Origin of the sequence: Raoultibacter timonensis (assembly GCF_900240215.1) — a bacterium.
Lineage (GTDB): Bacteria > Actinomycetota > Coriobacteriia > Coriobacteriales > Eggerthellaceae > Raoultibacter > Raoultibacter timonensis.
On record NZ_LT964681.1, the window covers coordinates 969,234 to 992,562 of the forward strand.

Sequence of the window (23,329 nt, forward strand, 5' to 3'; positions counted from 1 at the left end):
ACCTTGCGCCGCGAGGTTCGGAGAAAGGCTGGGTGAGAGAAACTTCGGCATCGCGTCGATCGGGCGCCGAGCGCCCCCGACCCGATAGACAGATCCGGTATGAAAAAACGGCCTCGCTTCACGCGGGGCCGTTCGCATTAAAACTGGCGGAGGAGGAGGGATTCGAACCCTCGTCACCGGGGTTGCCGGTGAAACGGTTTTCGAGACCGCCGCATTCAACCACTCTGCCACCCCTCCGCTTGGGGCAGGCCTCCTCGGTTTTCAGAGTCGACCTATCAAGGCTTCGGCAGATCGTCGACAACGTCGATCGTCTGCCAGGCACCGTTTCCAGCACCTTCGGGTGCGAGCACCCTATGATCACGCGCCGAAACGCGATGTTCATCTGGCGGAGAGATAGGGATTCGAACCCTAGGTACGCTTTTGGCGCACACACGATTTCCAATCGTGCACCTTCGGCCAGCTCGGTCATCTCTCCATTCAGCCGTTCGTGGCCGCCGCACGTCTTTCATAGCCCGTAAAAGCAGCAGCGGATACGTAGTATACCTCAGCTAGTATTCGCTCACAAGCGAATAATATCCACCTCTCCGCTGAATCTGCAAAGGTACCTCGAACAATGCGGTCATCGTTGCGTCGGTAAGCAGTTCTTCTTTCGGGCCATCGGCGTATAGGCGACCGCCTTTCAAGAGTACGAGACGGGTGATTTCGGGCACTATATCTTCCGGATAATGGGTAACGAGCACGATCGACTTGCCTGCCTGGGCAAGAGCCCGTATGCTCTGCCTCACATGGAACATTCCCTCGGGATCGAGCCCCGTACACGGTTCATCGAGCACGAGTACCTGGGGATCGTGCACGAGCGCCCGCGCGAACAGCACGCGCCGAGCCTGGCCGGTCGAAAGCGTTTTGATGTCGCGATCCGCAAGATCGGCAACATCGAGCAGTTCCATCGCCCGATATGCCTGAGCCATCGAGTGATCGGACACCGTGTGCTGGGGCAGTATTCCGAGCGTTCCGAACAAACCGCCGCACACCGCATCGATAACGGGCAGATGAACCGTTATCTGATCCTGCATGGTCGATGACACCACGCCGATGCACTTCTTGATATCGCTCAGCAGTACCCTTTCGCTTCCGCGAAAGAGGACGGGCGGGTCGTCGCGATGCAAGGGGAGCACCTCGCGCGTAATGAGCTTGATAAAGGTCGACTTCCCCGACCCGTTCGGGCCGAGGATCGCGATGTTCTCGCCTTCATGAAGCGTGAACGAATCGATCGAGAGAATCGGATTGCCCGAACGAACAACAACCGCCTCTGCGAAATGCAGAAGCGGTTGCGTCTTAGCGCTATGGGATAGCCTGGTATTCAAGCGCGCGTCGAAGCTTATGCTGCTTCGGCAGGCTGCTGGCTACCCGATGAATCTCCGTTTGATTCGCCGTTCGCCGCATCGTCGCCAGATCCGCTGCCGTCTGCGGCGTTGGACTGATCGTCGGCACTGCCGGATGCATCGCCGTCGGAAGCGTTGGCATCGGCCCCGTTGGCAGCATCCGCATTGTCGCCGGAATCGGTAGCCCCGTCGGTCGCGTTACCATCGGTGGAACCATCGGTCGACCCATCGGTTCCCTCGTCGGTCTGATACTTCGTCATATCGATGTTATAGGGAACGTTGGAGGGCATGTCGTTGATAACGATCTCAGCGCTCTCCTTGTACTCGGTATACCAGTTGTTGAACGCCTCGGATTCCTTCTGGCTGGTGAGGCTCGTGCGCACGCTCTCGAGAATCTCGGAAGGAACCTGATCGGTGCTTGTCAAACCGTCTTCCGGAACCTCGAACACATCGGTGCACTTGATGATGTGCCATCCGTACTGGCTTTCCACAAGACCGCTCACTTGGTCTTTCTCAAGCTCGCCGAGCGCCGTGGTGTACTCGGAGATAAGGGAGCTCAACTTATCCCAACCCACATCGCCATCCTTCTCGGCAGTACCAGAATCCTGCGAGTATTCTTTCACAGCATCGACGAAATCGAGTTCGCCGCTGTTGATCTTGTCGAGCACTTCCTGTGCGGTAGCCTCGTCATCGGTATTGAACAGGATGTGAGAAGAACGGCGAGCACCGTCGTACATGGCGCAGTACTCGAGGAGCTCTTCGTCGGTGGGAGCGTCGGCAGTTCCGACCGCTTCCTTGAGAGCGGCTTCAGTCAAAGCGAGCTCAACGGATTCACGATACGCTTCTTCGGTAGTACCTGCGCTCGAAAGGGCAGACTGCCACTCTTCGTCGGTTCCGTAGTTCGCCTTCATGTTGTTGATGGTTTCGTCGATCTTCGCGCTATCGACCGTGGCACCGTTTTCCTCGGCGCCCTGCTTCACCAACTCTTGGCTCGCGTAGTAGTTGATAACCTCTTCACGGACCGTCTCAGGCGTCATGCCCTGCTCGGCAAGCCACTCGCCCCACGCGTCCTCGGTATCCATTCCATAGGTAGCCCTGAATGACTGGATGTAGGTGGTTACCGTGTCTTCGGGAATCTCGACCCCGTTGACCGTTGCGGCGGTGCCGCCGGTCAATCCACTCGGATTTGAATTGTCGGCGCAACCGGCAAGGCCAACTACGCAAGCGGAAACGATGCCCGCCGCGCACACGAACCTGGCTAATCTAGATGCTTTCATAGTACCTTCCCTCGTACATGCCCGTCGGCATGGAGTCTTATACGGTATCCGCTATTTTCGCACAGCGCCGATAACGGGCTAAAGCCCTGCACAAGAAGCCCATTTTCACTTCTCATCCCGCCTATATATGTAATTTATTGGGTATCAGAATCTTTGTATACAATCTTAGAATTCTTGCAATTTTACCTGATCAAACAAGGGATAAAAACGATTCATGCGCATTGTTGCCCGAAACTGCTGGCAATTTCAATGTGCATGCCCAGATACTCCGTACGGAGTATTGATTGCCGCGAAGAGCGCTTTCGTCTTGATTTGGCACGTTGACGCACGCGCGGAGCTCCTTAAAGCCGCTCATACAAGAGGGGCTCGAGAATGATTTTCCCGGGCCCCTCGTCCTGGTTTGCAGGCGCCTGCCTAAGCAGGTCAGTTCTTGTTGGCCTTCTTGCGCTCGACAGCCGAAAGGATGCGCTTGCGAAGGCGGATGCTCTTGGGCGTCACCTCAACGAGCTCGTCGTCCTCGATGTACTCGAGCGCTTCTTCAAGCGTAAACGTCATCGGCGGCGTAAGCTGGATCGCCTTGTCGGCACCCGACGAACGCTGGTTGCCGAGCTGCTTGCTCTTGGCGATGTTGACGACCATATCGCCTTCCTTGGCCGACTGCCCCACGATCATGCCCTCGTAGCAATCCTCGCCCGGTCCCACGAACAAGCGGCCGCGTTCCTGCAGCGTATCGAGTGCGTATGCAACGCTCTTCTCGGTGGACATCGAGATCATCGAACCGTTCTTGCGACCGTTGAAATCGCCGCGGTACGGACCGTATTCGGAGAAGTGATGGAACATGTTGGCCTCACCGCGCGTCGCGTTGAGCAGGCGCGTGCGCAGTCCCATCGTTCCGCGCGTGGGGATCTTGAATACGAGATGGGTCTGATCGCCGCGCTGGAACATGTCGGCCATCTCGCCGCCGGCGCTGCCGAAGACCTCGATCACCTTACCGGCGTACTCACTCGGCGTGTCGACCGTGGCCTCCTCAATGGGCTCCATCTTCTTTCCGTTCGCGTCCTTCTTAATAAGCACGCGCGGACGGCCAACCTGAAACTCGAATCCCTCGCGACGCATGGTCTCCATGAGCACCGAGAGGTGGAGTACGCCGCGGCCCGCAACCTCCACGCCCGTCTTGTCTTCGAGCTCTGCGATGCGCATCGAGATATTGCTCTCAGATTCGCGCATCAAGCGTTCTTTGAGTTGGCGGGCGCCCACGATCTCGCCCTCGCGACCCACGAGCGGACTCGTCGACGCTTCGAAGACGACGGCCATCGTGGGCTCTTCGACTTCGATCGGATCGAGGCGGACCGGATGTTCGCGGCTCGTCACCATGTCGCCGATGTCGGCATCGTCGACGCCGACCACTGCCACGATATCGCCGGCGTGTACTTCGAGCTGCTTCTTCTTGCCGAGCTCCTCGAAGGTGAACACCTCCTTGATGGCGGTGTTGTAGCGCGTTCCGTCGTTTTTGATAACGAGTACCGGCTCGTTTTTATGGATGGTGCCCGAGAACAGGCGCCCGACGCCGATGCGTCCGACAAAGCTCGAGTGGTCGACCGTGCAGATCTGCAGCGCAACGGGGCCGTTCGGTTCGCAATCGGGAGCAGGAACCTCTTTGAGGATCGTCTCCAAGAGGGGGATCATGTTCATGTTCTCGTCTTCGGGAGCATAGCGGGCGTATCCGTTTACGGCGCTCGCGTAGATGATCGGGAAATCGAGCTGTTCGTCGGATGCCTCGAGTTCGACCATGAGGTCGAATACCTCGTCGACCACCTCTTCGGGGCGTGCACCCGGACGGTCGATCTTATTGATGACGAGCACGATGCGCAGCCCCAGGCTCAGCGCATGGCGCAGCACGAAACGGGTTTGAGGCATCGGGCCCTCGAACGCGTCGACGATGAGCAGCGCTCCGTCGGCCATGTTGAGAACGCGCTCCACCTCCCCGCCGAAGTCGGCATGGCCCGGCGTATCGATAACGTTGATCTTGACGTCCTTGTAGCGGACCGAGATGTTCTTCGACAGGATCGTGATGCCGCGCTCGCGTTCCTGGTCGTTGGAATCGAGCACGCGTTCCTCAACCTGCTGATTCTCCCTGAACACCCCGCTCGTGTAGAGGAGGCGGTCAACCAGCGTGGTTTTGCCATGGTCGACGTGCGCGATGATCGCGACGTTGCGGATGTTTTCTTGTTTCATTCTGCTTCTTTCTGTTTTCTTGCCGAGTGATTCTCGTCGATCAGAGGTCGTCGAGCTCGTCGGATATGCGACGCTGCTCGGCATTGAGCTCCTGGATATGGGTATCGAGATTGCTAAGCGTCCGCTGAGCGGACACGATCGACACGATGCCCCAAACCGTAGCGGCCGATGCGATTGCCGCGACGATGCCGAACAAGCCGAACGGCCGGCGACCCGTGAACAGGGCAACGATGGCGCCGATACCGGCCATGAGCATGCCGTTGCGACGTTCGTCGAGCACGACGTCGCGCTGCGCGACCAACTGCGTGCGCGCTGCCGCGATGCCCGCAAGCCGTGCTTCGAGCTGGCTGGCGGCCGAGTAGCCGCCGCTTCTCTGAGAGTTCGACGAACTTGCGGCGCGCGTCGCCTTCGATCCCTTGCCGCTCGTCAGGTACTCGTAGGCTTCCTGCAGGTTCTTGAATTGTTCGGTAGCCCGCTCCTGCAGCTTCTTGTTCGTGGCAAAGCGGTCCGGATGCAGGATCTGCGCAGTTTCCTTGTATGCGGTTTTGATGTCGTCAATCGTCGCGTCTTCATCGAGACCGAGAATACGCAATGCTTCGAGCCGATTCATCTTCAATCCTGTGGTCGCTTTACGGTCAATCGCAGTGCGTATCTTACCACGCATGGCGAACTGGGGAATCGATACACGGCGGGCATCGCAGGTTCCGCACAAGGAAGCTATTCATTATTCTTCATTCGAGTTATTTTTCATGAGCATCAATCAAATCCAGTAGTTCCTGCTTATCGTGGACACCGAGTTTTTGGTATATCCTTTTGCGATACGTTTTCACCGTATTTTCGGAAAGGTACAGCGTTTCTGCAATATAGGGAGCCGATCGTCCCCTGCAAAGCAGAACCAGCACTTCGAACTCTCGCGACGACAAACCTTTTTTCTTCGCCAACGCACGACAACGTTCACTATCAAGATTTTCCCCTCGCACGGTTTCCCCTAACTCGGAGGTAAGAAGCTGCATTCCCGGCGACCGCGCAGGTAAAAAGAACACGATGGTGAACAGGATTACGAAAAGGAAAACCGGTACAAGCGGCGTATCGGTGAACCCGAATTTAAAGTAGGAGACACAAGCGCGCACCGTCCAATCTATGAGAGAAATGAACGCATATCCCACTGCCATCACCAACGGCGGCTCATATGCACTTTTTCTGCCCAGCCGTGTGAGAAAGTAAACGAGGAACATGAAAACGAGCTCCGCAGCTGCACTGAGAAACACCTGCACGACCTGGGTCGTCCCAAATAGAGACATTGCCAAAAGACCTACCGCAAGCACGAAATACGCTATTTGCCAGAATAAAGTCCAATCGATTGCTCGTTTTAGCCGGAACATCCAAAGAAGCATGAATAGACTGAAACCGATATCGATGATTTGAGCGGCGGCTATGAGGTATACGGAGGAATAGCCGCTGCGTGATATATGTCCTACGTTGATATTGAATGTCATGTTGAGAAACGACCAGAGGATGAAGAAAAGCATGATCGAAAGAATCGTTTGCCACAATGACAGAATGGTTTTTACCGTATAGCGCGCTTCAGAATTCGGTACTGGCTCTTCGAGGGGTTTGATTTCCTTCGTAAGAATAGTCAGAGCAAAGAGCACCATCCCGTACAACAGGGGAAGCAGAAAAAGCGGCAACCCGTAGCTCACCATCTTTAGAATCGATATCATGATAATGGCGAGAAGCACCCTAATGAGCATTTCCTTTGCGCCCATGGCGGCATATCTCGAAGCCCATCTCACAACGAACCATGCCATGAAGAATCCTACCGAGAATACGCCGAAAACGATGAGGGGAAATCCCATACCCCACAGGTCTTCTTGACTCAGGACGCATAATCCTACGAGCGTGCAAGCAAGGCATAGCCAATCGATAACCCGATAGGGAATTCTGTTTTTGCCCGCCATGACCAAGCAGAGAGCTATCGCGATGCAAGATAAACCGCAGAATCCAAACTGGTTGCACCACCATACGTCAGTGGACACCAGATAGATCCGAGAGCTCGCCCAATGGGCGAACCCATACCAACCCCAAAGCCCGATCGAATCAACGAAATATGTGCGTAGTTTCGACGCTTTCATAGACCCCCATCCCTGCGTTCGATTCTCTCACGATATTCCTCGGCTGAATACTCCCTTCTTGGATTGTCCCTCTTTCGGGTGACAAGATTATTCCTCTTGTCTCCTTTTGGGATGCTTTCTCACCTCGTCTTTACCCATAGGATGGTCTTCGGTCGGACGGGCGACCTAGGTTTTTTCAAGCCCGTTCGGAAAAGATCGCGAGAAGGAGGGTCATATGAGGGACGATTTACTGCAAACGCGTCGAAGCTTCATCAAAGCAGCGGGAATAGCGGCCTTGGGCGCTGCGGCGGCGGGAATGATGGGCTGTTCGGCGCAGACCGCGCAAAACGATTCGGCACAATCGCCAAACGAGATCGCCTGGGACGAAGAATACGATGTCGTTGTCGTAGGGGCAGGAGCAGCGGGAATGGCAGCTGCACTTACGGTTTCTACCGAAGGGGATACAGCAAGAACCCTGTTGCTCGAAAAGGGAAATTCAAACCTCGGCAATGGGAACAGCATTTTCTCTTCGGGCATTATCTTTTCAGGAAGCGATGCGGAGAGCCTGTTCGAATACATGAAAGAGTTGCGAGGAGAGTTCTCGGGAACCCCCGATACCGTGCTCAAAGCTTACGCTGACGAGATCGTACACCACAAAGAATGGCTCAAAGCCCTTGGAGCTACCGACGACATGCTCGTCGACTATGCCGGTACTAACTGGGAATGGGGCGAATTGCCCCATGCAACGGCAACCGAACTCTTCAGCTTCAACAAAGAGGACGAAAACGATATGACCCATGTTGTGAAATTCCTCAATGCCGCACTTGAGCAGCGTGCTGATTCTGTAACGCGCTTGAACGAAGCGCCTCTCGTCGCATTGGTGCAAGACCCCGAATCAAAGAAAGTACTCGGAGGAGTTTACGAGTACAAGAACAAAACCGTATACGCCAAAGCAAACAAAGGCGTCATCATGTGTTGCGGAGGATTCGAAAACGATAGCGTCATGGTTCAAGACTATCTCTCTTATCCCAAAGCCCACCCAGCGGCAGGCCTCTGCAACACCGGTGACGGACACCGAATCTGCGGAAAGCTCGGAGCCGATATGTGGCACATGAACAGCTATGCCGGCGGATGGAACAACGCCGTCAAACTAGACGGATCGGAAATGGCTCCCTATCGGATGCTCAAAAAGAATCAGGGCATCAGTGTCGGCATCAACGGACGACGTTATTATATGGATTGGGATGGCACCACCATGTTCGGCGATTGGGTGGGAACGGATATCTCCTTGAACTACGGATGCAGGCACGGGCATCAAAACTTCGGCGGTGACTGGGCATGTCTGCCTCAACCAAGCACATCGTGGTTCGTTTTCGACAGCAACGGATTGTCGAAAAGCGCCTATCTCGGAAAATACGCGTCGAGCAACACGCTCACCACGCAGACGCAGACGACCGATAACGAGTACGAGGTCGACCCGGTAGCCGACGGATACGGGTACAAGGCCAACTCCATAGAGGAGCTTGCAGAACAGATGGGCGTACCGGTTAACGAACTTGTGAATACGATCACCATATGGAACGAAAGCTGCACCAAGGGAGAAGACGATCGCTTCTACCGTCCCTCTGACACGCTCGTCTCAATAGACACACCGCCGTTTTACGCGGTGAAGTGTATGCCAGAAATTCTCAATACCGACGGCGGGCCTCGGCGAAACGAAAAGGCACAGATACTGGATCTCGACGGCAACCCCATACCGCATCTGTACTCTTCGGGAGAATTTGGATCGATATGGTGCGACAAGTACCAGGGTGCAGGAAATATCAGCGAATGCCTTGCGTTCGGGAGAATCGCAGCGAGAAACGTTTTAGCTGAGAGCGACTAATCTTCAAACAAAAAGCCAAAAAAAGAAAAAGCAGCCGACCAAGATCGGCTGCTGTGCGTTTCATGGTGGAGCTTAGGGGGATCGAACCCCTGACCTCAGGCTTGCAAAGCCCGCGCTCTCCCAGCTGAGCTAAAGCCCCACGATTGGGTTCCGGCTTCCCGGATGCACTTCCATCACGTCTTCATTAATAAACGCTCCACCGGCAAACTCGGCTCACGGTGGAGCGTTTATCGCAAAAAATGGTGGGCCCGAATGGATTTGAACCAGCGACCTCACGCTTATCAGGCGTGCGCTCTAACCAACTGAGCTACGGGCCCGTAAAAAAAGTGCCTGAACACTGTATAACAAGACAAGTCGGCGGGTCAAGAACTTTTTTCTGTTACCATACTAGCACGGATACGGTCGAAAGCAAAACCCGACCGATATGCCGCTCAATCGCAAGGAGGTGCCATGGTTCCCGTTAAAATACAAACGCTCATCGTGTCGAGCGCACCTTCCCCCTCGATCATCGTGCTCCAGCCCGTTGAGGAGACTTCGCAAAACAACAAGTTTCGCATTGTACCCATCTGGATCGGTGTCAACGAGGCTACCCAAATGGGCATCGCCCTTGAAAAGGCCCGTTTCTCACGTCCGATGACGCACGATCTTTTTCTCGATGCGCTCACCAATCTTGATGCGCGCATCGATCATGTGCTTATTAACGAGGTGAACGGTCCGACCTTCTACGCCAAGCTGGTACTCCGACAGCACAACCGTCTCATCGAACTCGATGCACGCCCTTCCGATGCACTCGCTCTCGCTATTCGCCAAGAAGCTCCGATCTACATGAACGAGGACGTTCTCGAGCGGGCTTCGTTTCCCTATGTATTCAAATCGAATCCCGACAAAGAAGCCGAAGTCGAGGAGTTCCGTAAATTCGTCGAGAATCTTGCGCCTGAAGATTTCGACGAATAAGCCCCGAGGATAAAGGCGAACAAGAGCCGTCCTCTGCGCGGCGCTATTCCCCTATGAACGAAATCACCCATTCCGTCTATGGTTTGATCTGCTGGTAAGCATTTTTCCACGTTCCGTTGATTCCACTGCGCGGCGCTGCATGCGATGTTGGTAGAGGGGTTTCCCCTTTTAGCCAAGAACACAGCAACAGAAAGGAATCCTGATGGGGACTATTTCAAGGAGAAGCTTTATTCGGGGAGCAGGATTGGGCGCATTGGGGATTGCCGGGGCGGGGGCCTTGTCGGCATGTTCTCCCTCATCTGAAGAAGGATCGTCGACGAAGGCAAACTCTACCGCTTCGGCAAGCGAAAGCACCGCTTCGTGGAGGACGCCGCCGAGCGATATACCCGAAAGCGACATCGTAGACACGTACGATTGCGACGTGCTCGTCATCGGCCTCGGCCACGCGGGCTGCTGCGCACTGCGCGCGGCGGCTGAGGCAGGTGCGGTTGCCTTTGGCATGGACACGGCGGCACAAGACGCGTGGTCGTTCCAGGGATTCCAGATGGGACACATCAACTCCTCGTACCTCAAGAGCGTCGGAGTACCGGAAGTCGACACCATCGAATTCGTGAACGACTGGCAGCTGCGCTCGAATAACCGATCCAATCCCGCGCTCATCATGAACTACGCGAAGAACTGCGGCGCTACTTTCGATTGGATCTTCGACAACCTGAGCGAAGACGATTACAAATCCTTCTCCGTTCGGTGCCTGTCCGAGAACGGACCCCACATGCGCGAGTTCGGAGGCATGAAATCGTGGGTCGGCACCGCAACCGCCGGCGACGGAATGCTCGAAGCCGCCCTCAAACGATGCGTCGACGCGGCGGAGAAGAGCGGCGGGCAGGGGCTGTTCGAGACGAAAGGCGTCCAGCTGGTAACCGACGCGGACGGTGCCGGGATCGGAGCAATCGGAGAAAGGCCGCCAGGGCATGTGAAGGGGGACACGGCGANGCGAGTTCGGAGGCATGAAATCGTGGGTCGGCACCGCAACCGCCGGCGACGGAATGCTCGAAGCCGCCCTCAAACGATGCGTCGACGCGGCGGAGAAGAGCGGCGGGCAGGTGCTGTTCGAGACGAAAGGCGTCCAGCTGGTAACCGACGCGGACGGTGCCGTGATCGGAGCAATCGGAGAAAGGCCGCAAGGGTATGTGAAGGTGAACACGTCGAAGGGCGTCATCATAGCAACCGGCGGATTCGGTTCGAACGAGGAGATGCGCGAGGATCTTCTGTACGAGATCAAGCAAACCATGGGCGCGAACGATGCGATGGCCAACATGATGGATCGCGACGGGTCGGGTATCCAAATGGGATACTGGGCCGGCGGCAGGCTCGATCCCTGCATGGGCACCATGGACGGAGCCTATTGGTACCCCTGTGATTCCCCCACCGACCCGCTTGGTGCAACCGCAGCACTCTGGATAAACGCAGACGGCTATCGCTACAGCAACGAGGGTTTCGGATCGACGGAGATCATGGCCCTTCCTGGCGCCCGCCAACCCGACGGCATGATCGTCACGGTATTCGACAGCAACGTCGAGGAACTTTTGGAAGTCCAGGCGTTCGGGCACATGGGGTTCGACACTACATTGGGGTACGACGCCCTGCATGAAACCATGGATAAGGCGTATGCAGGCGGACCGAACGGTTCAGCCGACGGCGAAGAAGCAGCGGAAACCGAGGCGGGAGCCAACAAGGCGATGGGAGCTGGAGCCGTCGTCTACGCTGCCGACGATTACGAAACGCTGGGAGGTTATCTAGGGTACGAAGGCGAAGCGCTCGAGAACTTCGTCGCTTCGATCGAACGGTACAACGAGCTGTGCGAGCAAGGCTCGGACGAGGATTTCGGAAAAGACCCCTCACTCATGATCCCCGTCAACAAACCTCCCTACTACGCATACGGGGGGACAAAGGCTGTAGGCGTGCTGATGGTTACCGTCGGCGGACTTCTCATCGACCAGAACGGTGCCGTTCTCGGAGAAGACTATCGCCCCATCAAAGGACTCTACGCGGCGGGCAACGCCTCGGGTGGGCGGTTCGGGTGGCAGTACTTCACCTCGATCGCCGGGCAGAGCCTCACCATAGCTCACACGCTCGGCAAGCTGACGGGTGAGTACGTAGCCACATCATAAGTCGGCTTCCCTCGGAACAACAAACAAGCGGGAAAGCGTCTCGCCCCTCGTCTTACGAGGCGCTTTCCCTTCTGATCAGATCGACCAAATCCATTCGAGAGGGCACCCCCGTTTTACGGTAAATGCTTTTCAGATGGCTCCGCACCGTGCTGTCAGAGATGAAGAGCATCTTGGCAATGTAAGGGGAATTGTACCCTTGTCCCACGTATGCGAGCACTTCTTCTTCCCGACGAGACAAGCCGTAGCGCCGAGCAAGTCGTGTGCAAACGCCATCGATGTCATCCGATCCCATTACGCTTCCGTCCGTCCGCACCGGAGAAGATTTCCTCATTTTCCAAAGCTGCAATGCAGGAGAGAACAGCAGATACACCATGTACGAAGTCGAAAGAACCAAAAGGAGCGATCCTCTCTCGTCGGTTGAAAGCTCGCTTTCCCTCAGCATGCAACCGATGAAACCCGAAAACGAGAACGCGATAAACGACAACCCGACAGACCAATACGGCGATAGCTGATTCTGCCGATTTGCGATGAGGAGGAACGCAACAGCAAACAACCCCAATCCCGAGAAAAAGACGGTAATGCCACCCGCACCGACCATGAATGCTTGCGAATTAACGGGAAAACTATCGAGAATCAAAAGCACGGCTGCAATCGCCGGGAAAAGAACCCAATAGATGAACGGCGCGGCGAACTTCTTCTTTCCGAATCGGGTAGCGAGAAAGATCAGCAAGGAGGCTACGCCGAGACCGAGCGACGTTCCCGATACGTCTACGCTCGGAAAGGGAACCTGGAGCGCGTTCGAATATACCGCGAAGATAGATAAACCGATCATAGACGAAGAGAGAGCCTTGAACACTTCGGCGAAAGAAGGCCTCGAAGAAAACAATCCGTCGTAATCATCGTTACCATCGCTGCGGCATACCAGCTGTCGAGAATCCGAGCCCCTATTTGCCCATAGCGAGCGAATCGGTTCCGCCATGCCGACAACCAACAGGACGAGCGAAAAAACGACCCTGCTCCCCTCGGGAATCAAGCAAAGCGCCTGAACAACCACTACCGCGCAGACCACGACAAGGGCAGTTTGCGCGAGCGTTTGCCTGAAATCACGCACTTCCAAGCACAGCAACCAGCCGATACTGAGGAAAGCGACGCCAATGCCGAAAACAAAGCCCGCTACTTCAAATTTAACATGAGAACGGAGTGCAATCATCGCCACATAGCCCAAGAGATAGAGCGCGGCCCCCAAACTCGTAATTGCCGCATTCTTCGCCCTATCGTTGAGGCGAGAGGTATTCACGAGCAAGGCAGCGAATCCGCCAATCAATCCACCGATGAACACCGATCCCAAAGATGTTCCGAAACCCGCTACGCCCACCATGACCGCTTCACTAGAAGACATCCTCAGAAAACACGGCAGCACCGTAGCGGCAAACGATACTCCACTCAATCCGAGAAAAAGCTTCGCCATCGGCTGCTTCCGCGTCATTTCAGATTGATTTGCCGCGTGCATATTCCCACCCTTCCCGCATAGAGCTATCATCGAGAATCGTTGCTTTCAGTATATAGCAGAGACAATGCCCCTTAGCCGCCATTGCAAGCTCCGATGTTTCACGTGAAACATCTGTTCGCTTGACGTACATATCAAAAAACGCCGGACGGATTGTTCCCGTCCGGCGTTCGAATATCGAGCACTTTCAGATTCGGTAAGGAACCCCTACTCCTCGCCCTCGCCCTCGTCCCCATCGTCATCGTCGTCGATGTCGATGTCGGCTTCGCTGATCTCACCATCGAGCGAGCTGTGAATATCGTCTTGCGCATCCACGATCGTCTCGGGCTCGTCAACGGTCTTCGGAGCCTTGCGCTTCTTGCCTGCCGTAGAAATGGCAACCGCTGTCACCTTATCGCCTTCGCAGGCCTTCATCACGCACACGCCCTGCGTCGAGCGGCCGAGCTGCGAGATGCCCTTGACCGGGGTGCGCACGACTACGCCCTCTTCGGAGATGATCATGAGCTCATCGGTGTCGCGGACGATCTTCATGGCCGAAAGCAGACCTTTCTTCTCAGTCATTGTGATCGTGAAGACGCCCTGGCCCCCGCGATGATGCTCGGGGTATTCGGCAACCGGGGTTCGCTTGCCGAAGCCCTTCTCGGTGATCACGAACAGCTCGGTTCCGGGTTTGGCGATCTCCATGCCGAGCACGCGCACGCCGGGAGCCACGGTCATGCCGCGAACGCCCATCGTGTCGCGACCCATGGCGCGGGCCTCGCCTTCGTCCCACATGATCGCCTTGCCGGCCGACGATACCATCATGACCTTCTCGCCTTGGGCAACGCGCTTGACCGAGATCAAGGTGTCGTCGTCCTTGAGATTGATGGCGATGAGGCCGTCGCGGCGCGTACGATCGTACAGGCTCATCGAGGTCTTCTTCACCATGCCGTGCGAAGTGGCGAACATGAGGTATTCGTCTTCGGGGAAATCCTTGGTCGCAATGACCGCCGAGATGGTTTCGCCCTTGGAAAGCGGCAGCAGATTCACGATCGCCGTACCGCGCGCGTGACGCGAGGCTTCGGGAAGCTCGTACACCTTCAGACGATACACCTTGCCCGCCGTGCTGAAGAACAGCATGTAGGCGTGGGTCGACGCGATGAACAGATGCTCGACGAAATCACTGTCTTTGAGATTCACGCCCTGCATGCCCTTGCCGCCGCGCTTCTGCTGACGGTACGTGCTCACAGGCAGGCGCTTCACGTATCCCGCTTTGGTTACGGTAACGACCATGTCCTCTTCGGCGATAAGGTCTTCCACGTCGAAATCCTTAGCCGCTTCGGTGATGCGGGTGCGGCGCGGCGAGTTGTACTTCTTCTTGATCTCGAGGAGTTCCTCTTTGATGATCTCGCGCACAAGCGCCTCGTCTCCGAGAACGCGCTTGTAGTATGCGATCTTCTCGAGGAGTTCGTTCAACTCGGTCTCGATCTTGTTGCGCTCCAAGCCGGTCAAGCGACGCAGGCGCATCTCGAGTATCGCGTCGGTCTGTTTCTTCGTAAGACCGAAGCGCTCGGTCAAACGCTCGCTCGCTTCGCTATCGGTCTGCGACGAGCGGATGATCGAGATGACCTCGTCGATGTTGTCGAGCGCGACGATCAATCCTTCGAGGATATGAGCACGTTCCTCCGCTTTTGCGAGCTCGTAGCGAGTACGGCGCACGATGACTTCCTGCTGATGCTGAATGTAATAATGCAGCGTCTCCTTGAGCGAGAGCACGCGCGGCACGCCGTCGACGAGCGCCAACGTGATAACGCCGAATCCCACCTGCAGCTGGGTATGCTTGAACAGCTTGTTGAGAACAACCTGCGGGATCGCGTTTTGCTTGAGGTCGATGATGATGTCGATGCCGTGGCGGTCGGCGCCGTCGTGTACGTTCGACACCTCGGGCAGCTTCTTGTCGCGAATGAGCTCGCCGAGCTTCTCGAGGAGGCGCTGGCGGTTCACCTGGTAGGGGATCTCGGAGACCACGATGGTGCTGCGGCCGTTCTTCCCCTCCTTGACCTCGCACTTTGCGCGGATGGTGAGCGAACCGCGTCCCGTTTCGTACGCGTCGAGAATCCCCTTGCGGCCCATGATGATGCCGCCCGTCGGGAAATCGGGGCCGGGAAGCGCCTTCATGAGTTCTTCGGTGGTCACATCGGGGTTGTCGAGCATCAAACACGTAGCATCGATCGTCTCGCCGAGGTTGTGCGGCGGAATGTTGGTTGCCATGCCGACCGCGATACCGCTCGAACCGTTGACGAGCAGGTTCGGGAAGCGCGCGGGCAGAACCTTGGGTTCCTCCAAGCTCTCGTCGTAGTTCGGTTGGAAATCGACCGTCTCTTTCTCAAGGTCGCGTAAAAGCTCCATCGCGGCCTTGTCGAGGCGAGACTCGGTGTAACGCATGGCAGCCGCGCCGTCACCGTCGATCGAACCGAAGTTGCCGTGGCCGTCGACGAGCGGAACGCGCATCGAGAAGGGCTGGGCCAGGCGCACCATCGTGTCGTACACAGCCGAATCGCCGTGCGGATGGTACTTGCCGATCACGTCGCCGACCGTACGGGCCGACTTCATATGGGGGCGGTTCGGGGTGTAACCCGACTCGTTCATGGCGTAGAGGATGCGGCGGTGCACCGGCTTCAAACCGTCGCGCACATCGGGCAGCGCACGCGCCACGATAACGCTCATGGAGTATTCCAGGAACGAGGTCTGCATTTCCTTGCCGAGGTAGGCGGTGCGTACGATCGTACCGTTGCCGCCGTTTGCTCCCTCGACGATCTCGCCGTGGGCACTCGGCATATCGGTGATCATAGACCGCGCCATCATCTCCTCGGATACAACCGATCCGATCTCGCCACGACCGGAATCGGCATCGTCGGATTCCGTATCGTCGAGAACATCATCGTCATCTTCGGCGCGCTCGAGCAGGCGATCGAGATCCTCGGGCAGTGCGTTTTCGCCGCCTTCGGATTCGTCGGTCGAATCGAAATCTTGTGTTTCGTCAGTCACGTACCTTCTCCTTAAATATCAAGGAACCGCACGTCGCGTGCGTGCTTCTGGATGAATTCTTTACGGGGTTCCACCTGGTCGCCCATGAGTTCGCTCACCACGCGTTCGGCTTCGGCGGCATCGTCGATGTTCACCTGCAAAAGCGTGCGCGTTTCGGGCTCCATCGTGGTTTCCCACAGCTGATCGGGATCCATCTCGCCAAGACCCTTATAGCGTTGGACGTCGAACTTATCGGGATTGTCGTATTCGGCAAGCGTAGCGGAAAGGGCGCTTTCATCGTATATATAGCGCTCGATCTTCGTGGAACGCGAGTTCTTCTTCTTGAGTCCGAAGATCGGCGGCTGAGCGATGTAGATATAACCGCGCGTGATCAGTTCGGGCATATAGCGGTAGAAGAACGTCAACAGAAGGCAGCGGATGTGCGCTCCGTCGACGTCGGCGTCGGTCATGATGATGATGCGATGGTAGCGCGCCTGATCGGCGTCGAAATCTTCGCCGATGTTGGTGCCGATCGCCGTGATGAGCGATGAGATGGTATCCGACGAAAGCGAACGGTGCAAGCCTGCACGCTCGACGTTCAAGATCTTGCCGCGGAGGGGAAGGATCGCCTGGTACTTGCGGTCGCGGGCCTGCTTGGCCGAGCCACCTGCGGAATCGCCCTCTACGATGAAGATTTCAGATTCTTCCGCTTTCTTGCTCGAGCAGTCGGCGAGCTTGCCGGGGAGCGCGAACGAATCGAGCACACCTTTGCGGCGGGTCATCTCGCGCGCCTTGCGTGCGGCTTCGCGCGCTTTCAGCGCCTGCGTCGCCTTTCCGATGATACGCTTCGCGGGAGTCGGGTTCTCCTCGAGGTATTCGGCAAGACCCTGCGTTACCGCATTCTGCACGAGCGGGCGGATCTCGGTATTGCCGAGCTTGGTTTTCGTCTGACCTTCGAACTGCGGATCATGCAGCTTAACCGAGATGATGGCCGCCAAACCCTCACGCGTATCGTCGCCTGAAAGATTCGCATCCTTCTCTTTGAGGATGCCTTTGTTGCGCGCATACTCGTTGATGGTACGCGTGACCGCCTGCTTGAAGCCGTCGAGATGCGTGCCGCCCTCGTGCGTGTTGATGTTGTTGGCGAACGCGAGCACCGAGTTCGTTGAGTACGACGTCGACCACTGCATCGACACCTCGACCGTGCCGTCCTCGTTCTCCGCCTCGAAGTAGATCGGCTTGTTGAGCGTTTCCTTGCCTTCGTTCAAAAACTTCACGAAGTCCTGGATGCCGCCCGCATACTGGAACACTTCCGTCTTGGGATTTCCCTCGTCGTCGAGCTCGCGTTCGTCGTAAAGCACGATCTTGAGCCCCTTGTTGAGAAATGCCATCTCGCGGAAACGGTTGGCAAGCGTCGTGTAATCGAACACCGTCGTCTCGGTGAAGATGGTCGGGTCGGGCCAGAAGGTGGTCTTGGTTCCCGTACCCTTCGCCGAACCGACTTTCGCGAGTTTCTCGGATGTTTTGCCATGGTCGAAGGCTATCTTGTATTCGCCGCCATCGCGTTTCACGAATACCTCGACGCGCGAGGAGAGCGCGTTGACAACCGAAACGCCGACGCCGTGCAAGCCGCCGGACACCTTATAACCTTCGCCGCCGAATTTACCGCCGGCGTGGAGGATGGTTAAAACGACTTCGACCGTCGGTATCTTCTCTTTCGGATGCTTATCGATCGGAATGCCTCGACCGTTGTCGGCGACGGTTACGGAGTTGTCGGGGTGTATCCACACCTCGATCTTGTCGCAATATCCGGCCAACGCCTCGTCGACAGAGTTGTCGACCACCTCGTACACGAGATGGTGCAGGCCGCGCGGGCCCGTCGAGCCGATGTACATGCCGGGACGCTTGCGTACCGCTTCCAAGCCTTCGAGGACTTGAATATCCGAACCATCGTAATGCTCAGGATTTTTCTGCGCCACGTACTGCTCCTTTTGTACTGCATTTTTCTTGATGTGATGAGCTGTCAGCGGATGTGCATGACAACCTGCAAATTATACCATATATAGTGGTTCGATGGTATCGATTTTGAACGCGTTTAAGGCAACAGAGAACGCACACAAGAGCCGATTGATGCCTTGCTTGTCATTTTTCTCGTTTCAGCGAATAATTCACTGTAAAACAGCAATCATCGCTTTATCGATCGCTCATCTTCCGCACCCAACCTAATAACGCGGGCCTGCGCGAGAATGTCTTCGGAGAAATATTGGAGGTTCGTTGTCGTGATGAAGGTCTGGATGTCACCGGATATGAACCCTACCAACGCATTCCTTCTCTGTTCGTCGAGCTCACTCATCACATCGTCGAGCAAAAGGACCGGTTTCTGATCGAGCATATCCCGGATCAACGCCACTTCCGCAAGTTTGAAACTCAGCACGATGGAACGCTGTTGTCCCTGGCTTCCGTATATGCGGGCGTTCTTTCCCTCAATGAAGAATTCGATTCGATCGGCATGGGGTCCTATTACGGCATGGCGGCGTCGGCGCTCCTCTTCCCTGCCGTCCTTCAGAGAAACGCGCATCGTATCGAGCGCATCCTCTTTGCCGAGGACGAACGTCTCCGTCTTTTCAGGATCGTGCTCTTCCCACGAGGGAACATACGCCGCCTGAATCGATTCGCTCCCATCGGTGATTTCCCGGTAATACCGTTCTATCTCTCGCAGCAGCTTCACAAACAACGAGCTTCTATAGCAGTACAGTTGCGTGCCGACCGCGAGCAGCGTTTCGTCGACCGCATCGAGATACGACGGTGATCCTTCTTCTTTCAGAAGGCGGTTCTTATGCTGAAGAATCTTTTCGTAATCTTTGCGTATAACGTAGTAGTTCGGAGAAAGCTGCGAGCCGAGCGCATCGAGGGCGGCGCGCTTGCTGCCTTGAGATCCTTTGACAAGATCGAGATCGTCGGGAGTGAAAGCGACAGCCGGCAGAAGCCCCTTCAGCGTTTGAATCTTCTTCGGCTTGCCGTTGAGCGTGTAGGACTTTTTACCGTCCGCAATGCTCAATGCGAGATCAAGGTCGCGCGATGCGCTTGAAAACTTTGCCTGGAGCCGTGCGTTCTCATTTCCCCATTGGACGAGCTGCCTTGCAGTCGGATTGCGAAACGACGAGAGCGCGGTGAGCAGCTCGATGCCTTCGACGATGTTGGTTTTGCCGATGGCATTTCTTCCCACGAACACCGTCAGCGGGCCGACATCGTCCAGTTTGAACATCGGATAGTTTCTGAAATGGTCGAATCTAACCGATTCGATCCGCAGATCCTTGGTATCGGGCGCGCTGGTTGTCATCGATGGTATCGGATCGCCTTGCAGGTTTTTATGAAATGCGCACGGGCATGACCAGATAGAGGAAGTTCTCGCTTTCCTCCGCCTTGAATATCCCCGGCTTCATCGACGATTGGGCCTCAAGGTACACTTTTTCGGTTGTCACCGCGCTTAAACCGTCGAGCAGATAGGCGTAGTTGAACGCGATTTCGACATCTTCGCCCTCGGCTTCGCACGAAAGAGTTTCCTGCGTCGAACCGACATCTTGCGCCGTGCTTGACAACAACGTGGTTTGCGAACCGATATTCACGTCAAACTTCACCGGGGTAGCCGTATTGCTGAGCAGTGATGCGCGTTTGACAGCAGCGATCAGGTGACCAACGTTCATCGAAGCCCTCGTAACGTACGCATCCGGGAGAAGTTGCTTGTAGTTTGGGAAATTTCCCTCGATACGGCGGGTGGTGAACACAGTATGGCGGTTGACGAACACGGTATTGCAGTAGGTAACCACGATCTGGTTGTCGGCGAGCGCCAAGGAAACGGGATTGTCGGTTTTAGGAAGAGCCGCAATGTCTTGAAGGAACGATCCGGATATCACGGCGTTGAATTCGCCCGCCATATCATCGGGAACATCGGCTTCGGTAACGGCGAGACGGTACGAGTCGGTTGCCACCATCTTGAGAAGTTTATCTTCGAGGGTGATCAGAACGCCGGTCAGGATTGCCCGGGATTCGTCTTTGGATACTACGCGAGCAACGCGTTTCACCATCGTAGAGAATTGATCGAAGGGGATGTTGATGCTCTGATGTACGTCGACTTTGGGAAATCCCGGAAAATCTTGTGGATCGAGCGTCCTCAACGAGAACGATGCCGCATCGCACGTAACGACGACGGCTTCCTCGTTGCCGGCAACGTGTACTGCTGCATCCGAGAGATTCTTGATGATTTCCGCAAAAAGCTTACCGGGCACCACCGTTTCGCCCTCTTCTTCGACAAGGGCGTCGACGCTGTACTGGATGGACAGCTCGAGGTCGGTCGTTTGAAGAGTGAGGGAATCGCTGTGCGCCTGAATGTAAACTCCCGAAAGAATAGGCAATGTCGAGCGGGTGGAAACGCCCTTCATGACGATCGTCAGTGCATTTTGTAATTCGGATTGGTTGATGCTGAACTTCACGATTGCTCCCTTTCGATATCGTATGGAACCAGTATCGCAAATAACAAGCGGGCACGGGGCGCCGTTCTCCAATCTACGCGCCCAAACCATTTCAATCGGTCCCCGCCGCCCGCCTCATACGGCGGGCGTCCGCATGATTTTCTTCGTCGTTTCCTCCGTATCGTCTTTCTCCACCCCGACTGCAGTCTCCAATATTCCCTATCCCAGTTCATTCGGCTTTCCCATGGTTCCTGTTTTTTCACTGCCCAGCGCCAGCCACATCCTTATTCAACTTTTTCTTTCTTTCATGGAAAGAAAAACGCTGTTTTAGCCACCACCTCCCTCGTTTTCCACATTTCTTTTCATTTCGACTGTGGAAAATGGGGAAAACTATTTTTTCATTCGCAGAGACCTGTGGAAATCCACGAAAGCGCATAAAGTCAAGCACCCGTTTTCGAAATTCTTTACATCCACACCTCATGATTACAATACGGGTGTTTTCAGAGAAAAATGCACTATGATCTGGTATTTTTCAATTCATACCCAGTAATGATGATTTCATTGCAGAGCGTTTGCGTTAAAAAGCGAACAAAGATTTGATATTTTCCCAAGGTGAATTTTATCCATCTGGGAAAACGTATTCGCGGCAATTGTCAAGGAGTAATTTCAACAATCGACGCTTAGTTATTCACTATATTTCGGGTTCCCTGAAAGCCATTTTCCGAGTTTTCAACAATTTCTGAATAAAAAGTTGATAACTCGGAAAAGTGCCTGTAAAACTACGTTTCCGTTTTGAAGAATTTTGAATACTTGCTTAAAAAATGGCTGAAAACACGTAGAATGCTTGAAGTCTCGCTGAAATCGTGTGAATATGTCTGAATACTGCTGAATAATTTGCTGAAATAGCTTGAAACTACAAGGAATTTTTCTGAATACCGTGCCGACAGACCAGAACATTGCTTCTAAATCCGCTGATGGGAATAAGGCGGATTTCAATTACACGTTCGTTGAAACAATCGCTCGCATCGCGGTCTACGACGATCTGAGAAGCGCTCCTCGCGTCATCGAAATTCAACCGAACACCACGGCGGAGTTCATTGAAAACCTTGCGTCGAAAATTTATGAGCAAGCAAAGCTTTCCGGGGGGACCATTCCCTATACCGTCATTCGCGAAGTGTCGGAAAACTTCATTCACGCTCAGTTCTCCGAGATCATCGTTTCTATCCTCGATCAGGGAAAAACAATTCGCTTCTCCGACCAAGGGCCTGGTATAGCAAACAAAGACAAAGCCCAACTACCTGGATTCACTTCGGCTATAGAACCCATGAAACACTATATTAGGGGTGTTGGATCCGGGTTGCCCATCGTCAAGGATTACCTCGATTTTTCTAACGGCACCATCACGATCGAAGACAATCTCGAGTGCGGCGCCGTCGTAACGGTAAGCCTTGCACCCCCGCAGAAGGAACAGCAGCATCAGCCGAGAATAGAATCGCTCACACCTCCCCTCAGTGCTCGGGAGAAAGAATTTCTGCCCTTCTTCCTTCATGAAGGAGCTCTCGGTGTCACCGATCTGGTCAACCTGACCGGTATGCCCCAATCGAGCACCTACGTAACGTTGAAAAAGCTCGAGGAATACGGTCTTATCGAAAAAACGGTGAATCAGAAACGCATCTTGACCGATTTAGGGTTCCAAGTAGCGAATTCCCTCTAGCTTCTTTGCCGACTTCTTTGCCGACCGTGCGTATTTTTACTACAATCTCATCGAGAGCGTATAATCGATACCCATTTCCGTTCACCGAGGCGACCTTGAACCATCCCGCCATCGACGAGCAACGGGCGGGGTGCACATCACGTAGAATGGCAGATCGACTCCGAACCGACGACTAGGATGTATGGCATGGACAGCGAAATGCTCGAAAAAGCTTGGGAAGAGGTTTGCAGCCAGGTTAAAGGCTACAACAACATCGACCCCACTCAGATCAACGCGTTTTTTTCACGGCTGCATCCTCAGGCGATGAGCGAGGGGTTCCTCATGCTCACCGCAGACAACGATTTCATCAAAACGTGGATCGAGCGCCATTACGTCGAAGTCATCAAACAAGCGCTCAACGATCTGTACCAGATTCCCTATACCGTTGTCATCGAAGTCGACGTAACCGCAGCTCAACCCAATACGCAGGCACCAACCGCTGCGCCCGTTCAACAACCCGCTCAGGTTTCTCACCCCGCAGCAAGCGCCGCTGCACCGCAGCTAGCAGCCAACGCCGCTGCCGCAGCCGCTGCCACGGCGCAGATCACCCCGCCTGCAGCCCAACCCCTTTCCGCCAAT

General features: G+C 55.3%; 16 protein-coding genes, 4 tRNA genes and 1 pseudogene. 7 read left to right on the forward strand and 14 right to left on the reverse strand.

Going from position 1 to position 23,329, the window contains the following annotated elements:
- Positions 1-144 precede the first annotated feature (144 nt).
- The 7 genes from C1722_RS16105 to C1722_RS16135 form a co-directional block, all read right to left on the reverse strand.
- A tRNA-Ser gene (locus C1722_RS16105) sits at positions 145-237 on the reverse strand.
- 146 nt (positions 238-383) lie between these two features.
- Positions 384-475: transfer RNA gene (locus C1722_RS16110), tRNA-Ser, on the reverse strand.
- Between the two features lie 73 nt (positions 476-548).
- On the reverse strand, positions 549-1,364 hold the full coding sequence (locus C1722_RS16115; RefSeq protein ID WP_244902617.1) for an ABC transporter ATP-binding protein: 816 nt from the start codon (positions 1,362-1,364) through the stop codon (positions 549-551).
- A 14-nt stretch (positions 1,365-1,378) separates the two neighbouring features.
- Positions 1,379-2,659: a peptidylprolyl isomerase gene (locus C1722_RS16120; protein WP_102380338.1), complete on the reverse strand. Its 1,281-nt coding sequence runs from the start codon at positions 2,657-2,659 to the stop codon at positions 1,379-1,381.
- Between the two features lie 423 nt (positions 2,660-3,082).
- Positions 3,083-4,894, reverse strand: coding sequence for a translational GTPase TypA (gene typA / locus C1722_RS16125; protein WP_102380339.1), 1,812 nt, complete (start codon positions 4,892-4,894; stop codon positions 3,083-3,085).
- Between the two features lie 40 nt (positions 4,895-4,934).
- Positions 4,935-5,504, reverse strand: a complete 570-nt coding sequence (locus C1722_RS16130) for a J domain-containing protein (protein ID WP_102380340.1) — start codon at positions 5,502-5,504, stop codon at positions 4,935-4,937.
- Positions 5,505-5,634: 130 nt separating this feature from the next.
- A complete protein-coding gene (locus C1722_RS16135; RefSeq protein WP_102380341.1) occupies positions 5,635-7,026 on the reverse strand; it encodes a helix-turn-helix transcriptional regulator in 1,392 nt (463 codons plus the stop codon).
- A gap of 214 nt (positions 7,027-7,240) precedes the next feature.
- Here C1722_RS16135 and C1722_RS16140 point away from each other — a divergent pair, with 214 nt between their 5' ends.
- Complete coding sequence (locus C1722_RS16140) at positions 7,241-8,890, forward strand: FAD-dependent oxidoreductase (protein ID WP_102380342.1); 1,650 nt, start codon at positions 7,241-7,243, stop codon at positions 8,888-8,890.
- 63 nt (positions 8,891-8,953) lie between these two features.
- On the opposite strand, the gene C1722_RS16145 is transcribed toward C1722_RS16140, so the two are convergent.
- Positions 8,954-9,029: transfer RNA gene (locus C1722_RS16145), tRNA-Ala, on the reverse strand.
- Between the two features lie 101 nt (positions 9,030-9,130).
- A tRNA-Ile gene (locus C1722_RS16150) sits at positions 9,131-9,207 on the reverse strand.
- Positions 9,208-9,340: 133 nt separating this feature from the next.
- On the opposite strand from C1722_RS16150, the gene C1722_RS16155 reads away from it, so the two are divergent.
- From C1722_RS16155 to C1722_RS17505, 3 genes and pseudogenes are all read left to right on the forward strand, one after another.
- The gene (locus C1722_RS16155; protein WP_102380343.1) at positions 9,341-9,844 is read left to right on the forward strand and encodes a bifunctional nuclease family protein; all 504 of its coding nucleotides are present in this window, start codon (positions 9,341-9,343) and stop codon (positions 9,842-9,844) included.
- Between the two features lie 202 nt (positions 9,845-10,046).
- A pseudogene (locus tag C1722_RS17930) lies at positions 10,047-10,583 on the forward strand (hypothetical protein); the annotation flags it as partial.
- Between the two features lie 268 nt (positions 10,584-10,851).
- Positions 10,852-12,015, forward strand: coding sequence for an FAD-binding protein (locus tag C1722_RS17505; RefSeq protein WP_102380345.1), 1,164 nt, complete (start codon positions 10,852-10,854; stop codon positions 12,013-12,015).
- 52 nt (positions 12,016-12,067) lie between these two features.
- On the opposite strand, the gene C1722_RS16170 is transcribed toward C1722_RS17505, so the two are convergent.
- From C1722_RS16170 to dnaN, 5 genes are all read right to left on the reverse strand, one after another.
- Positions 12,068-13,483, reverse strand: a complete 1,416-nt coding sequence (locus tag C1722_RS16170; RefSeq protein WP_180995322.1) for a response regulator transcription factor — start codon at positions 13,481-13,483, stop codon at positions 12,068-12,070.
- A gap of 246 nt (positions 13,484-13,729) precedes the next feature.
- On the reverse strand, positions 13,730-16,339 hold the full coding sequence (gene gyrA / locus C1722_RS16175) for a DNA gyrase subunit A (protein WP_219724337.1): 2,610 nt from the start codon (positions 16,337-16,339) through the stop codon (positions 13,730-13,732).
- A 221-nt stretch (positions 16,340-16,560) separates the two neighbouring features.
- A complete protein-coding gene (gene gyrB, locus C1722_RS16180; RefSeq protein WP_102380347.1) occupies positions 16,561-18,507 on the reverse strand; it encodes a DNA topoisomerase (ATP-hydrolyzing) subunit B in 1,947 nt (648 codons plus the stop codon).
- 206 nt (positions 18,508-18,713) lie between these two features.
- Positions 18,714-19,868, reverse strand: a complete 1,155-nt coding sequence (gene recF, locus C1722_RS16185) for a DNA replication/repair protein RecF (RefSeq protein ID WP_102380348.1) — start codon at positions 19,866-19,868, stop codon at positions 18,714-18,716.
- Positions 19,869-19,896: 28 nt separating this feature from the next.
- Positions 19,897-21,018, reverse strand: a complete 1,122-nt coding sequence (gene dnaN / locus C1722_RS16190; RefSeq protein ID WP_102380349.1) for a DNA polymerase III subunit beta — start codon at positions 21,016-21,018, stop codon at positions 19,897-19,899.
- Here dnaN and C1722_RS16745 point away from each other — a divergent pair.
- The 3 genes from C1722_RS16745 to C1722_RS16200 all read left to right on the forward strand — a co-directional run.
- Positions 21,005-21,328 carry a hypothetical protein gene (locus C1722_RS16745; protein WP_146040713.1) on the forward strand — a complete coding sequence of 108 codons (324 nt, stop codon included), beginning with the start codon at positions 21,005-21,007 and terminating at the stop codon, positions 21,326-21,328. The two genes, dnaN and C1722_RS16745, sit on opposite strands and share 14 nt — an antisense overlap.
- 576 nt (positions 21,329-21,904) lie before the next feature.
- Entirely contained in the window at positions 21,905-22,711 is an 807-nt protein-coding gene (locus tag C1722_RS16195) for an ATP-binding protein (protein ID WP_102380350.1), read from the forward strand.
- Between the two features lie 186 nt (positions 22,712-22,897).
- Positions 22,898-23,329, forward strand: a 432-nt coding sequence (locus C1722_RS16200) for a DnaA N-terminal domain-containing protein (RefSeq protein WP_280522956.1), incomplete at its 3' end; no start/stop codon positions are given.